Origin of the sequence: Agrilactobacillus fermenti (genome assembly GCF_021030645.1) — a bacterium.
In the GTDB taxonomy this organism is placed as follows: domain Bacteria; phylum Bacillota; class Bacilli; order Lactobacillales; family Lactobacillaceae; genus Agrilactobacillus; species Agrilactobacillus fermenti.
On sequence record NZ_JACGCJ010000011.1, the window covers coordinates 1 to 14,277 of the forward strand.

At 41.1% G+C, this 14,277-nt stretch carries 14 protein-coding genes; 3 read left to right on the forward strand and 11 right to left on the reverse strand.

What is annotated here, in order from left to right:
- Positions 1 to 439 (forward strand): transposase (locus FHQ08_RS05170; protein ID WP_230913332.1); only part of this gene is annotated, 439 nt, incomplete at its 5' end.
- A 709-nt stretch (positions 440 to 1,148) separates the two neighbouring features.
- Here FHQ08_RS05170 and FHQ08_RS05175 read toward each other — a convergent pair.
- A complete protein-coding gene (locus FHQ08_RS05175; protein ID WP_269073872.1) occupies positions 1,149 to 2,087 on the reverse strand; it encodes a dihydroorotate oxidase in 939 nt (312 codons plus the stop codon).
- Positions 2,088 to 2,219: 132 nt separating this feature from the next.
- Here FHQ08_RS05175 and FHQ08_RS05180 point away from each other — a divergent pair, with 132 nt between their 5' ends.
- Entirely contained in the window at positions 2,220 to 3,410 is a 1,191-nt protein-coding gene (locus FHQ08_RS05180; protein WP_269073873.1) for a multidrug effflux MFS transporter, read from the forward strand.
- 143 nt (positions 3,411 to 3,553) lie between these two features.
- Positions 3,554 to 4,288: an SDR family oxidoreductase gene (locus FHQ08_RS05185; protein WP_230913334.1), complete on the forward strand. Its 735-nt coding sequence runs from the start codon at positions 3,554 to 3,556 to the stop codon at positions 4,286 to 4,288.
- A gap of 328 nt (positions 4,289 to 4,616) precedes the next feature.
- Here FHQ08_RS05185 and spxB read toward each other — a convergent pair whose 3' ends face one another.
- The 10 genes from spxB to FHQ08_RS05235 all read right to left on the reverse strand — a co-directional run bounded on the left by spxB (position 4,617) and on the right by FHQ08_RS05235 (position 14,274).
- The gene (gene spxB, locus FHQ08_RS05190) at positions 4,617 to 6,365 is read right to left on the reverse strand and encodes a pyruvate oxidase (protein WP_230913335.1); all 1,749 of its coding nucleotides are present in this window, start codon (positions 6,363 to 6,365) and stop codon (positions 4,617 to 4,619) included.
- 302 nt (positions 6,366 to 6,667) lie between these two features.
- A complete protein-coding gene (locus FHQ08_RS05195) occupies positions 6,668 to 6,883 on the reverse strand; it encodes a hypothetical protein (RefSeq protein ID WP_230913336.1) in 216 nt (71 codons plus the stop codon).
- A 12-nt stretch (positions 6,884 to 6,895) separates the two neighbouring features.
- The gene (locus FHQ08_RS05200; RefSeq protein ID WP_230913337.1) at positions 6,896 to 7,408 is read right to left on the reverse strand and encodes a hypothetical protein; all 513 of its coding nucleotides are present in this window, start codon (positions 7,406 to 7,408) and stop codon (positions 6,896 to 6,898) included.
- A gap of 434 nt (positions 7,409 to 7,842) precedes the next feature.
- Positions 7,843 to 8,043, reverse strand: coding sequence for a cold-shock protein (locus FHQ08_RS05205; protein ID WP_230913338.1), 201 nt, complete (start codon positions 8,041 to 8,043; stop codon positions 7,843 to 7,845).
- A gap of 194 nt (positions 8,044 to 8,237) precedes the next feature.
- On the reverse strand, positions 8,238 to 9,635 hold the full coding sequence (locus FHQ08_RS05210) for an APC family permease (RefSeq protein WP_230913339.1): 1,398 nt from the start codon (positions 9,633 to 9,635) through the stop codon (positions 8,238 to 8,240).
- Between the two features lie 90 nt (positions 9,636 to 9,725).
- On the reverse strand, positions 9,726 to 10,907 hold the full coding sequence (locus FHQ08_RS05215; RefSeq protein WP_230913340.1) for a threonine/serine exporter family protein: 1,182 nt from the start codon (positions 10,905 to 10,907) through the stop codon (positions 9,726 to 9,728).
- Between the two features lie 207 nt (positions 10,908 to 11,114).
- A complete protein-coding gene (locus FHQ08_RS05220) occupies positions 11,115 to 12,092 on the reverse strand; it encodes a ring-cleaving dioxygenase (RefSeq protein WP_230913341.1) in 978 nt (325 codons plus the stop codon).
- Positions 12,093 to 12,163: 71 nt separating this feature from the next.
- The gene (locus FHQ08_RS05225) at positions 12,164 to 12,931 is read right to left on the reverse strand and encodes a biotin--[acetyl-CoA-carboxylase] ligase (RefSeq protein WP_230913342.1); all 768 of its coding nucleotides are present in this window, start codon (positions 12,929 to 12,931) and stop codon (positions 12,164 to 12,166) included.
- Entirely contained in the window at positions 12,928 to 13,401 is a 474-nt protein-coding gene (locus FHQ08_RS05230; protein ID WP_230913343.1) for a deoxycytidylate deaminase, read from the reverse strand. Before FHQ08_RS05230 ends, FHQ08_RS05225 begins: the two co-directional genes overlap by 4 nt.
- A gap of 12 nt (positions 13,402 to 13,413) precedes the next feature.
- Complete coding sequence (locus FHQ08_RS05235) at positions 13,414 to 14,274, reverse strand: DUF6681 family protein (protein ID WP_230913344.1); 861 nt, start codon at positions 14,272 to 14,274, stop codon at positions 13,414 to 13,416.
- Positions 14,275 to 14,277 lie beyond the last annotated feature (3 nt).

Genomic DNA, 14,277 nt, shown 5'->3' on the forward strand with positions numbered 1-14,277 from the left:
GAGAAAAATCGAAGATGAACCATTCTTCGGAAATCTGAAGGCTAATTTGAAGTACCTACGAACCTCGGTTCGTGGGATTGAAAAGGTTACTACTGAAGCAGGAATTGCAATTATGGCAGCTAATCTGCTGAAACTGACCCTCAAAGTCAATGTTATTTTTAGAAAATCAATCGTTAAAAAAATAATCGTGGTTTTCAGATTCAATATCAGTCTGAAAACTACGATTATTTTATTTTGCGTGGCTTATGTCCCAGCCTCAAACATACCCCCCCAGATACTAGCTGATAGACTAAGTAATAAAGGGCCTAACCAATTTTTCCTTTTCATTAAAATTCCTCCGCATGAGATTTTGTTTTTGCTTAAAATCATCAGCGGATGCAACCCGCTGATTAACGGATTGCTGGAACGTCGCATTCACATAAAGGTGCATAAATCATGAGTAACACTTCCTTTCACACTATTGGACTTTTTTATTGGGATAAACCTTAATTTTATCAATCAATATCAAATAACAGCATATATTGGTTGATAATATCATTGAGTTCTTGAGTAGACAAGTGTTCAACAACGCTACTATGGTCACACCACGGACGGTTAGAAACTGGTTTAAGCACCAATGAATTATTTTCAATACTGATGGATAGGGTTTCCATTGTCTTGCCAACCTAACTGCTCTACAAGGCTTCGTGGTATTCTGGTGGTATTTGAATTACCCCATTTGGATAGTTTTGTTTTGTCCGATCATTCAAAGCTTGAGCCATAAGCATACAGCTCGTATTTTTATAATTTAAGTATATACAATGGATTTACTTAAGTTACAAAAAAGACTGGTAGAAAGTGCTATTTTTTAAAAAAACACTATACTTACAGCTAACAATCTGATTATACAGCCATTTAGTTCCTAGACTGATTTGAACTGAAAATAAATGCCAGCATTAGATTTACCAACTTCTGATTGCAAATCGTGACACAAGTTTCAAAGGAGCGAGGATTTCTTGCTGAAACAAAACAAGCTGTTAGTCTATTTCTCGATTAAACAAAAAACTGCTAAATCACATGTTACGTGTGGGTTAGCAGTTTTTTTATTTTACGGTTTGAAGTGAAGGCGGCGTGGCTGTCGAAAAGATAATCCCCTTTGTCACACTCTGTTATAATGTTTTAACTTTGCCGCGGAAATCGGCTAAAGTTTGATAGTTTTTCTCAGTCATCAAGTTGGTCAGTTCTTGGGTTAAGCGAGTAAAGACAGCTGGACCGTCTTTAGCCAGCTGCGTACCAACTTGAACCATGTCTGCACCAGCAAGAATGTGGGCGAAGACATCAGCCCCATTTTGAACACCACCCGTGCCAATAATAGCAATTTCTGGATTGAGGCGTTGTCTGAAGGCATGAACATTGGCCAATGCTGTGGGTAAGATATAAGCACCGCCTAAACCGCCAAAGCCGCCTTTTGGTTTGATAGCGACCGTTTCAGAGTCTACATCAATATACAATCCGTTGCCAACGCTGTTGATCGTGTTGATATAAGCAAGCGGATATTTATTTAAAATGTTAGCCATGATATCAAATTGAGCTAGATCAAAGTATGGTGGTAATTTGACGCCGAGTGGTTTGTGGAAGATGCTAAATGCTTCGTCTAGCATTTTTTCAGTAGCTTCAAAATCGTAGGCAACTTGGGGTTTACCAGGTACATTAGGGCAAGAAAGATTTAATTCGGTCAACCCATTAAAATCTGTTTTTTCGATCTGCGCCAGCATTTCTAAATCTTCAGCCATGCTAAGGCCCGCAACGGATAAGAATAAGGGAGGGACTTGAGCATCAGTTTGTTTACCCAAGACATAGTCCAAATAGTATTTCAAACCTTCATTTGGCAGACCCATGGAATTGATACTACCCAGGGCCAAATTACGATAGCGTGGTTCAGGGTTGCCTTGACGATATTCTGTCGTAGCGCTTTTAGTGACCAAAGTACCTGCATCTGAAGCCAATAATTCATCTAGTTGTTCTGTTGTATAACAATGAACACCAGAAGCATTCATCAAAGGGTTTTGAAATGTATAATTATGCAAAGATGTGGTTAAATTTACCAAGTTGCAGAAACTCCTTTCAAATCTAAGGCAAAAAGCGTTCCTACTATTTAAGCACAAATTTTAATTGGACGCAATTGTTATGAAACATTTCGCGTTGCTGATATAATTACAAGTTGAAATCTAATGAGGAGAATGATTGTGGGAAAAACAAAACGTTTATTTTTGAATATTTTATTGGGGACGTTGAGTGCCTTTGGACCGTTATCGATGGATATGTACTTGCCGGCTCTGCCTGATTTGCAGCGAAGCCTACATACCAGTCAATCTTTAGCGCAGCTGTCAATTACGACTTGTCTGTTGGGTTTAGCAATCGGCCAAATTTTTGTAGGACCGATCAGTGATCATTATGGCCGCCGCAAGCCTTTATTGATTGGGGTCACACTTTTTGCGTTGACATCATTTGCTATCATTGGTGTGACGCAAATTTGGACCTTGATCGGATTACGGTTTATTCAAGGCTTAGCCGGTTCAGCGGGACAAGTATTATCACGATCGATCGCTAGAGATCAGTTTTCGGGTAAACCTTTAGCACGTTTTATGTCTGTTTTGATGTCGATCAATGGGGTCTTTCCGGTAATTGCGCCGCTGTTCGGGGGCTTTGTGATCCAATTTACCAATTGGCAAGGGATTTTTATGATTCTAGGCGTGATCGGTGTTTTATTAGCCCTAAGTGTCTGCTTCTTTCTGCCAGAGAGCTTGCCTGAGGGTAAACGGGCAACTAGCGCTGGTCGAGCATTTCGTGAAATGAGCCAGCTGGTTTTTGAACGAGATTTTATGAAATACGTCTTGACCCAAGGCTTTGTGATGGGGGCGTTATTTGCTTATATCGCAGGTTCATCGTTTGTTTTCCAAGGGATCTATGGCATTTCACCGCAAACATTTAGTTTGATTTATGCGATCAATGGCATCGGGATTGTTTTAGGTAGTCGATTAGTAGGGACTTTGATCAATCGGTATACTGAAGAAACAATATTACGTTATAGCCTTTACCTAGGTGTCTTGGTGACTGGTCTATTAGCTCTTAGTTTATTAGTCGTGACCAATATGGTTATTTTGATGATCGGCTTATTCTTGATGGTCTTTGGCATTGGGAGTGTGAATACCACGGCTACGTCGATCGGGATGAATCAAGAAGGCGATAAGGCTGGCGGTGCCTCCGCGCTCTTAGGTTTGGCTATGAATGCCATTGGTGGGTTAGCCACACCGTTGGTTGGTGCCTTTGGCTCTCATTCAGAAGCACCAATGGTTTTATTGATGTTCGCAGCAGAACTGATCGGACTAGGGCTTTATTTTGGGTTACCCAAGCGGCGTAAGCTTAGGTAGTTTTATCTTGACCGCAGGAATGACAGCTAGCAGGTATAACCCAACAATGTCTTTTTTGCGTTCTAAATACACGACTTATTTATTTGACGATATTAAGATTTTGATTTAATCTAAAACAGATTTTAAATAGGGGGTTACAAATTATGACAGTAAAAGACAAAGTTGTGGTAATCACCGGCGCTTCTAGTGGGATCGGAGCCGCTACGGTATCGGTGTTAGCACAAGCTGGCGCTAAGTTAGTCATTGGCGCCCGGCGTGAAGAGCGGCTACAAGAGTTAGCTACTAAATTTGGAGCGGCACAAGTCGTTTTTCAAAAGACAGATGTTACTGATAAGGCTAGCGTCCAAGCATTAGTTGATTTGGCTGTCACCAAGTTTGGCCGTGTGGATGTGCTTTACAATAACGCCGGTCTCATGCCTATTTCTGAATTGGCAGAATTAAAAGTTGATGAATGGGAACGCATGATTGATGTCAATATCAAAGGGGTACTCTATGGTATTGCAGCAGTATTACCGATCATGATCAAACAAAATGGCGGTCAAGTCATTACGACTGACTCGGTTGCTGGGCATGTCGTCCACCCTGGAACGGCTGTTTACGCTGGGACAAAGTATGCCATTCAAGCAATTATGGACGGCCTGCGCCAAGAGCAAGCAGCACATCACATCCGGACGACAATGATTTCACCCGGTGCAGTGAATACGGAATTATTCAGCACGATCACTGACCCTACACGGCGAGCAGCTGTGGAAAAAGATGAAAAAGAAAATGGCTTAGCTGCTGAAGATGTCGCTAATGCTGTGTTATACGCTATCGATCAGCCAGAAAATGTCGGTATTAATGAGATTTTAATGCGGCCGGTTAGTCAGGTGCGTTAGTGGTATGTAATTAACAGGTGGCTGAAGACAAAGCTTTTATTTTGTCTTCAGCCACTATGTGTTTACGAACAATTAAATTTTAAACGTGTTGCCTTTTGTCTCATACTCGTCTTTTTATATAAAATATCAACTTTTCCAAGGGTTAACTTTGCAGGACGCCATCTATCATCGTCAAATGATGCTGAAAGTAAGAACTTATGTCTGAAGCGTGGGTCACTATTAATACCAAAACATACAAAAAAACTGGCACCCAAGGATCGACGAATCAGTCCGTGGTGTACCAGTTTTTTTATGCTATTGCGCGGTTATTAAATGTGATAAGGCTTAGTTATTTGTTTTCAGCAAGTAATTCTGAGAGTGCTGGTTGGTTGCCTTCTAATTCATATTGTTTGCGGAAATCAGCAATTGTTTTTTCATCAAAGATGTTTGGATCTAGTGGCATAAAGCTAGTATCCACTGGGTCAATATTGCGGATCTTGGCATCTAAGACGATTGGCTTGCGATTGCCGGCAGCCGTTAATTGTTGGATCTTTGCAAAAGCAGCTTTCAATGATGGAATATCATTAGCGGTTAAACCAATGGCACCCATGTTGTCAGCAATCTTAGCCCAGTCAGCACCAAGGAGATCGATACCATAAGGTGCTTGACCAGCAACTAATTTTTCATGTTGGATGAAACCAAATGATTTGTTTTCTAAGATCACGTTGATAACTGGTAATTCGTACTTAACTTCAGTCAAGAGATCTTGCATGACCATGGCATAGCCACCATCACCAGAAATGCTATAAACTTGGCGGTCAGGGAAGCTCAATTGACCAGCCATGCCAGCAGGAAGGCCGTAGCCCATAGTTGCAAACCAAGCAGAAAGGGTGAACTTCTGATCGGCATTGACTGGGATTTGGCGAATTGCCCATTCTGTGTTGTTACCAACATCAAGGCCAAAGACTGTTTGGTCCGTTGAGTTCTGCTTGATCGCATCAATGACGGATTCAGCACGCAAGCCCTTGCTGTCATCGGCAGCTAGGTCAGCCAACCATTGATCCCAGTTAGCTTTATTCTTTTGGTTCGCTTTGAGCCAGTCAGAAGCTGGTAGAGATTCATGACGAGCCAATAACTCTGTGATGAAGTCATGACCATCAGCCAAAATTGTTAAATCAGCATCATGCTGTTTACCTAAATCTTCAGCATTATTGTTAACTTGTAGGACTTTCACACCAGCAGGCCAGAAGCGTGCAAATGGGAAGTTAGTACCTAAGAACAAGATCAGATCCGCACCTTGAGCAGCTTCAAAAGCTGGTTTAGTACCCAAACGTCCCATGGAGCCCATGAAACTTGGGTGGTCTGTGGGGATAATCCCAGTGCCCGGAACTGTAGAAACAACGGGTAATTGATAACTTTCAGCTAATTCAACAACTTCATTGCGTGAACCAGCTAAACCACGGCCAACCCAGAGTAAGGGGTGTTTTGCGGCTTTGAGTAATGCGACTGTTTCATCGATATCTTTAGGATCAATTTTAGATTCCATCACACCATGAGCAAGATGAGCTGTCTTGTAAGGTTCAAAATCAATTTCTTGACCAGATAAGTCATCTGGAATGATGACAACGGCTGGGCCCTTTTGAGCATAAGCAGCACGAATAGCTTCGTCTACCACGTAAGGAATTTGTTCGGCACTAACAACTTGCTTGTGGAATACAGAAACATCCACGAACATTGGATCTTGGTTCATTTCTTGGAAGAAGTTTGTGTTCATCACAGCCGTGCTAGATTGGCCGACGATAGCTAATACTGGCGCATGATCCATCTTAGCATCATACAAACCATTAAATAGATGGGTTGCACCAGGACCAGCGGAACCGAAGCTAACACCGATCTTGCCCGTTAATTTGGCGTCGGCAGAAGCAGCGAGGGCGCCGACCTCTTCATGACGCACTTGAATATATTTTAGATTTTCTCTTTCTTGGTAAAGACCATCGACAGTATTGTTGATGGAATCAGCAGTAATGCCATAGATGTGGTCAATATCCCAACTTGTAAGAACTTGTGCTAAAGCTTGTCCGGCTTTCATTTTTGTCATTGCATAATCACTCCATCAATTAATTTGATTCATTTCTATTTAACTTACTTTTTGTAAGAATTAACAACGTCATCTAGAATAATCATTTTTTGAGTAAAATGCAAGTGTTTTTCAATTATTTTTTGTAAGTTATTCATGAAAGCGGATTTATTTTTGGGAAAATTGCCTTGATTGGGTAATTTTGGATAATGGACAGTTTTGGTTCGATATGAGTGGTAGGAAAAAAAGCATAGATCGTGACGGCTAATAAAAAAAGTTAGATCAGTTAAGATCTAACTTCCAGACATAATCATGAAAGAATATTACTTAGTTATATGCTGTACAATTATTTTTCTAAACCAATCATAGAAACCGATAGCAACTAAGAAAACGGACAGTAGCCAGAGTATAATCAAAGCGACTGATAGAAGGGTAAAACTGATCGTTTGTCCGCGGATCAATGAAAAAATGGTTGGTAACAATGCCAGAGGCAGAACTTTCAAGAATAACATACTGCCACGTTTGATAGATACCATCATTTTAGCCCCCCATTAGACAATTGAGTATTCATATTGCAGTGAGTAGGAAGTATGATAATACGCATTGTCGGTTACTCGTACTCGCAATTTTTTTCCCTGTGCAGCAGCACGTTGTACAACACTCTTGTTTGCTGCGCTCGCACTAAGTGAATATGCTAAGCTAGCCGCACCACCATAAATTGGAATAAAACCTAGTAGTGCAGAAATGACATTTGCAGAAATACCACTAATGCTGTTCATCCGATTGGCTAAATCTTTGGTCTGTGATACTCCCATTGTATATGTGGCAAGGGTTATCCGTTTCTCAGACATAAACTGTATGAAAGGAGTCGGGTTTACCAAAGAATCAGGAATATTTTGAAGTTCAGTAATATCGGGTACGGGTGTTTGCGCCTGATTATCGGTTATTAGATTGGGCTGTACTTGTGTATTATTATTAGCAACGGCAAATGCAATATCGTTATTAAACCAAGCACTAAACAGTCCAACGATAAAGGTAGCAAGCACAATAGAATTTCTTTTCATTTCTAACCCTCCTAAAGCTATGAAAAACTTTGAAAACTTAAAAATACAAAAGAGCATTATCCAATTATGTATAGCTACATCATAGTACCGTATCTAGATTATAGTAGGATTGTAAGGTAAAAGACTAAAGATGTCAATAAATCAGCCTATTAACTGCTAATACTAAAAGTTTAAAAAATAACAACTTATTTTCTATCCTTGATCCCTAGAACATTTTTTGTAAAATCAGTAGTAGGGAATATCGTTCATCCTTTTTTCAATTGGTTTTGGTCGACTTGATTGTAATATAGGAACATGGTGTTCCTTTTTTGTATCTCAAAATTGGTATAAAAATAAGGTGCCAGTGGACTGACGTCCACCAACACCAAAAAATATAGAACCACAAAAAACCCGTAAGGCTTAAGCTTTACGGGTTGAAATTTTATATTTTGATATTAGTCTTTAACGACGTTAGCAGCTTGTGGGCCACGGTCGCTTTCTTCAACATCAAAAGTAACTTTTTGGCCTTCGTCTAATGACTTGTAGCCGTCACCTTGGATAGCTGAGAAATGTACAAATACGTCATTACCTGTATCTGTAGTGATGAAGCCGTAACCTTTTTCTGCGTTAAACCATTTTACTGTACCGTTTTGCATGTATAAATTCCTTTCGACAAACCATATGTGACATTCAACTAGGTAACTTCAGAAAGAAATCTATAAAGCAAAAACTCGTAGAACTTCGAATCTAAAAATTACGCTGTTAATAATATAGCACAGATATCTGAATAAAGCGAGCTTTTTTAAAATGAATTTTTAAATACCTGTTAAATCAACGTTCTTGTATACGATTATTTTTCGCTGACATGTACATTACTATGATTCATGCCATAAGCAAAATAAATGACGGCGCCAATAACAAACCAGATCAGTGAGGCAACCCATGTTTCTAAACGTAAATGTGTCATCAAATAAAGGCAGAGCAGCAAAGAAATAATTGGTAAAACGGGATAAAGCGGTACTTTAAAACCGTCATTTTTAATATCTTTACGCCGACGAAGTGGAATGATGCCAATAGAAACAAAGGAGAAGGCAATCAATGTACCAATGTTGACCAGTTCAGCCAACTGACCTAAATTGATGAAACCGCCCATGATCGAAATAATGATCGTTACAGTCACTAAACTATGATTCGGTAAATGGTTTTCGTCATTGATCTTACCCAAGAATTTTGGCAGTAAACCATCACGGCCAATTGCGTAGACCAAGCGGGAGCTGCTATAAATCATGGTCACCATCATCGTGAACATCCCAGCCATAGCCCCAACGGAAATCACGCCAGCAACACCATTACGTTGAAAGAATTGCAGTGCGAAAGTCACAGGGTCAGCAACATTCAGTTTGCTATAAGGCAACATACCTGTTAGTACAGTGGAAACGGCCATGTATAAAATGGTCGCAATAATCAGCGTACCAATGATGCCAATAGGCAGATTTTTTTGCGGATCTTTCACTTCAGGTGCCGAAGCGGAAACGGCATCAAAACCTAAATAAGCAAAGAAGACAGTAGCCGCGCCAGTTAGAACGCCATTTGCACCGAAAGGTAGAAACGGCGACCAATTTTTAGGTTTGACATAAAATAAACCAACAATAATAAATAAGGCAATAATAGCAATTTTAATGACAACCATAAAATCATTGATCCGCATGGATGACTTCATGCCGCGAGAAAGCATCCAGGTAATGAGCCAAATCACAACCATAGCGATCAGATTCACGTAAGTATGGTGGCTAGGATCTAACGGCCCCGAAATAGCTTGTGGTAAGTGAATACTGAACCCTTTTAGAAAGGCACTAAAGTAGGCGGAGAAACCAACAGAAACGGCAGCCACAGCCAACATATATTCTAGGATCAAAGCCCAACCAATGACCCAGCCGATAAATTGACCAAAAATGATATTCCCATAAGAATAGGCACTGCCGGCCACTGGTAATGAAGAGGCAAATTCCGCATAGCACATGGCTGCGGTAGCACAGACCAATGCTGCTACCAAGAAACTAAGAATGATACCGGGCCCGCTGGTTGTTGCGGCTACGGTACCGGGTAGGATAAAAATACCGGTACCGATCACGGCACCGATACCTAACGCCATCAAATCTCTAGCTTTCAAGGTTTTCTGGAATTTGATGTCTTCTTTTAAATACTGATGGATATTGGCCTTACGGGTCATTTTCCCCCAAATTGACATAGACATCTTTCCTTTTTAATCATATTTTAATTTTTAGAATAGAGGAAAATGGGTGAATTGTCAATTTTAGCCGGGTATTATCAGCGTTTTTTAATGTTTCTTGAACTTTTCAGGCAATTTATAAATTTCTTCACCAACGATACTGCCGATAGACAAGCCTAAAAGGTTAGTGATCACGATAATTATGGTACGGACAGCGGTGGTTATGCGGCCAGTGCCAAATTGGCTCAGGCCAACAAACATCGTGATGCCAGGGACTAAAGCGACCAAAGAGGGAATGAAGAAAATCGTCATTGGCGCTTTGAAATGCTTGGCGAAGATTCGAGAAACTAACGACAAGGCACTGATACTGAGCAATGTATTTAATAGATTACTTTGCCAAAGACTCGTGACAAAAACATAGACACACCACGTCAGTGCACCAGCAATACCAATTGGTAAGAAAAGCTGCTTAGGGGCAAAGATAATGTAAGCAAATGCGATGGAACATAGGGCGCTGCCGAGCACCTGGAGACTTAGTGGGACTGTGACGACGGCAATTTTACCCGAGGCCATGATGCCAAAAGGAAGCAGCTGCACGAAAGTGATCCCTAGCGTAATGGAAACTAAGGTGGTTAAGCTCTCTAAGATCATGACCGGTCCAGAGATAAAATAATTGTTAAATGTATCTTGGACGCCATTGGTCAGGACAATTCCTGGAACCATTGGGATGATGGCGGCAGTGTAGAGTAAGGTGGGATCTAAATGATAAAACTTGCAAAATAAGCAGGCGAGTAACCCACCTAAAAAGGCGGCTAAGAATTCAGGGATAAATTTATTGCTAAGGTAACGGCGAAAGAAGGGATAAGATTGACTGGTCATGAGACCAATAATGGCGGCTAAACCACACTCTAGCAGACTACCATTAAGAATTAGCGTGATACTAGAACTTAGAAGTATATACGCTAACCAAGCATAGGGTCGCTTCTCTCTGGTTTGTAATACCTGTTGGATCTGAGTATATAACTGCTGGATAGTGATTTGGTCGGCCGCATAATCGCGAGATAATTGGTTGAGTTGGACCACTTTATTTAAATTAAAACCACGTTCAATAATAGGCACAAAGTCAACATTCATCGCCCCTTTACGCAGAAAAATCGAATTGATCGTCACGTAAACGTACATTTCTTTTTTCTCAGTGGGAGTCAAAAAATCAGAGCAGGCGATCAACCGGTTCATCGTGTCTTCGGCACGTTGTAGTTCAGAACCAAACTCGATCAGCCCTTTACCCATCGCTAAAATAGTGCTGGCAAAGATGTCATGGGCCGAAAGTTCAGCAGGTGTTTTGATTGAATCGATAGCAATAGGCCTCCTTAAGATAGTATCGAATTTTAGTCTATCCTAGCCACATAAAAAAACAAGTCTGGATGCAATAAAAAACAGAGTAGGTTGTCCTACTCTGCTAAAAAAGCATAATCTGATTTATTTTTAAAAATATTCTTATTGTTGTGCTTCAGGAGAATTCGGCACGGTATTAAATGGGACAAGGTTTGCTTCAATGGAAGCACGATATTCCTCTAAGAATGGTGGCAATTCTAAATGCACACCAGCTTCCTCATAAGTCTCATCAAGTAAGAAGCCAGGGCCATCCGTTGCAATTTCAAAAAGAATACCTGGAACTGGACGGAAATATTCTGATTTAAAGTAGAAGCGATCCACAAAGCCAGAATTGTTGAAACCAAGATCAGAAATGCGTTGGATCCAATAATTTAAGCTCTCTTCATCATCCGTGCGGAAAGCTAAATGGTGGACACCGCCGAAACCTTGGATGGCTTGGTTTAATAAGCGTTGGTGGTCAAGAATCACTTGGGCCCCATGACCATTATCGTGCAATTCATAAAGCGTGAATTGGCCTTCAGTTGCTTTTTTCGTGAAGCCCAATAGACCAGTCAGGACATTGCTCAGCATATCCAAATTATCTGTTGTAATATATTCAGGGCCTAAGCCGGTGATGGCAAATTCAGCTGGCACTGGACTGAAACGATAAGGTGTGCCCCCAGGAATACCGGTGTTGGTCTCATCGGAGATCAATTGATAATTTTGACCGTCGAAGTCGTTGAAAGATAAAATCTTAGCACCAAAACGTTCGCTGATCTCACCGTGACGGACTTTGAATTCGTCAAAACGAGCGATCCAATAGTCTAGTGCGGCGTCATTAGGGACGCGGAAAGAAGTTCGATTGATTTCGTTGGTGCCGTGAACAGCTTGGTTAATACCTGGAAAGTCGAAGAAAGTAATATCGGTGCCAGCACTGCCCATGTCATCTGTAAAATATAGATGGTAAGTCCGGACATCATCTTGGTTAACGGTTTTTTTGATTAAGTGTAGGCCTAAAATACCAGCCATGAAGTCAAAGATTTTAGGTGAGCTGGAGGTAATAGCAGTCAAATGGTGTAACCCAGTTAATTTGGTGTTCATTTTATTGTTGGCTCCTTATACTTACATTTTGTAAGTATAATACCATGTGCCCAATTTATTTGCAAACAAATTTATTTAAAGTAAACTTTTGTCACTTCACCATATTCATAAGCAACGACTCCGGTGCTGGTTTGTAAGCACAACGCACCATCATCACGAATTCCCTGAACAGTGCCTTGAATATGCTGCTCACCAATTGCTAGTGTGACTGTTTTGCCGGTAAGAAAGGCATGTTGGCGGTAAAAAGGTAGATAGGTTCCTGAGGCATAAGCGCGGATCAGAGTTGGCAGGCCCTGGCAAATATGCGCTAATAATAGATTGAGATCACCCTTATGATTAATGCCGCCAACTTTAGGCGCCAGGTCAGTTGGCAGTGAGGCAGGGGTTTTTAAATTAAGGCCGATACCAATAATCACACCAGCCTTATGATTGGCTAAAGGTAAAGTTTCAGTTAAAATGCCACAAATTTTTTTCTGGTTTAAGTACAGATCGTTGACCCATTTGATCAGTGGCGTCACTTGATAGGCGTGCTGAATAGCCTGAGCAACGAGCACACCAACACTGGTGGTCAAAAGGCCAGGCTGTAGGTCAGCAAAGTTAGCGGTGAAAGCATAGCTGATGTAGATACCAGTACCTTTAGGCGATTGGAAGACTCGATTGAGGCGGCCTTTACCAGCTGTCTGCATTTCAGCAATACAAAAAAAGGGCAGCGAGGCCCCTTTTTTTAACAAGCGTTTAGCTTCAATATTGGTAGAATCAATCGTTTCATAAAAATGCAATTGCGGGGTAGGTTCAAGCTCTTGGAGCGTTGCTTGCAGTTTTACACGATCGATCATCATGAGGCAGACGCCACCGCAATCTGGTGTACCTGTATGTGATGGGACTGCATCAAATGAATGGCATACGCGTCATTGTGATAATCGTGACAATAGTTAATGCCAACGATACCAGCTTGGATCAAGGCTTTGGTGCAATTCAAGCAAGGGAAATGGGTGACATATAAGACGGCACCCTTTGTCCGGACACCATTGGCAGCACACTGCAAAATCGCATTTAATTCGGAATGAACAGTGCGGATACAGTGGCCGTGATCCATGAGGTGACCGGCATCATCACAATGGGGCTCACCCACGACACTGCCATTATAACCAGTGGCGATGATACGCTTATCGCGCACCAAAACACTGCCGACGGTGGCACGTTCACAAGTCGAACGTTCAGCCACATTGATGGCCAATTTCATAAAATACATATCCCAAGATTCACGATCTTTTTTGCGTTTGGATGGAACGATTTGGTAACTACTCATGACTGCCTCCAACTAATTTGAACTCATTTGCGACCGTTCTTTCGGCTTAAAAGCAACTTGTGCTTGTAGTTTATAAGGCCTTGGAATTTCCGTGACTGCGGCCTGATTCAAAACCTTTTGCGGGCCAGCACTGACCTGTAGATTGGCTAAAGCTAAATCGTATGCTTGAATAGCGTTGTCAATCGAGGATAATCCCACCCGAGCTAAATGACCGACTGGTTTGGCAGTTAGCGCATTGAGGCCAGCTAAAATCTCAACCGAATCCGCTTGAATTTGCAAGTCAAAAAAAGGAATCGGTAGGGGAGATTTCAAAGACATAACCGTTTCATTGCGTTGGAGCTGTTGCTGAATAGCAGTGTCATCATCTTGATTAAAGTGGGTGGCTAAAATAGTTTGACCCTTCAGAACATTGACGATTTCAACTAGATTGGCTTGTTCACCATCATCAATAATAATTTCGGCCGGGACTAGACTATTTTCACTAAAAATTCCCGTTGTTGGGATATTGTGGACTTGTGATTGAGCATGTGCTGGCTGAGCCAGGTTGTTCGGCTGCTGACCATTAGACTGAGCCAAGGCTTCTTTAGGCGGTCCACCCAAGAGTTTCTCAATTTTGGGTGAGATATCAAACTTGGCTTTTTTGTTTGTAAAGTAGTAAATGATATTGAGCACACTAAAATATAATAGAACTAAAAAGATCAAGACATAAATACTGCCACGCAAAAAACGCTGATAACGAAAAGCTTCAATCGATAAATAAAGCAAATAAAAGTTGCCAACTGTGGCAATTATTGTATAAATTCGATTTCTAGGTTTGTTGTTTATATTGAAATAACCCAGAAAATGATTGATCGTATCTAATAAACTAAGCATAGA

Excerpts from the sequence above, each read along its gene's own strand:
- FHQ08_RS05180 (WP_269073873.1), top strand. The coding sequence starts at position 2,220 with ATGATTGTGGGAAAAACAAAACGTTTATTTTTGAATATTTTATTGGGG.
- FHQ08_RS05185 (WP_230913334.1), top strand. The coding sequence starts at position 3,554 with ATGACAGTAAAAGACAAAGTTGTGGTAATCACCGGCGCTTCTAGTGGG.
- spxB (WP_230913335.1), bottom strand. The coding sequence starts at position 6,365 with ATGACAAAAATGAAAGCCGGACAAGCTTTAGCACAAGTTCTTACAAGT.
- FHQ08_RS05195 (WP_230913336.1), bottom strand. The coding sequence starts at position 6,883 with ATGATGGTATCTATCAAACGTGGCAGTATGTTATTCTTGAAAGTTCTG.
- FHQ08_RS05200 (WP_230913337.1), bottom strand. The coding sequence starts at position 7,408 with ATGAAAAGAAATTCTATTGTGCTTGCTACCTTTATCGTTGGACTGTTT.
- FHQ08_RS05205 (WP_230913338.1), bottom strand. The coding sequence starts at position 8,043 with ATGCAAAACGGTACAGTAAAATGGTTTAACGCAGAAAAAGGTTACGGC.
- FHQ08_RS05210 (WP_230913339.1), bottom strand. The coding sequence starts at position 9,635 with ATGTCAATTTGGGGGAAAATGACCCGTAAGGCCAATATCCATCAGTAT.
- FHQ08_RS05215 (WP_230913340.1), bottom strand. The coding sequence starts at position 10,907 with ATGGGTAAAGGGCTGATCGAGTTTGGTTCTGAACTACAACGTGCCGAA.
- FHQ08_RS05220 (WP_230913341.1), bottom strand. The coding sequence starts at position 12,092 with ATGAACACCAAATTAACTGGGTTACACCATTTGACTGCTATTACCTCC.
- FHQ08_RS05225 (WP_230913342.1), bottom strand. The coding sequence starts at position 12,931 with ATGATGATCGATCGTGTAAAACTGCAAGCAACGCTCCAAGAGCTTGAA.
- FHQ08_RS05230 (WP_230913343.1), bottom strand. The coding sequence starts at position 13,401 with ATGAGTAGTTACCAAATCGTTCCATCCAAACGCAAAAAAGATCGTGAA.
- FHQ08_RS05235 (WP_230913344.1), bottom strand. The coding sequence starts at position 14,274 with ATGCTTAGTTTATTAGATACGATCAATCATTTTCTGGGTTATTTCAAT.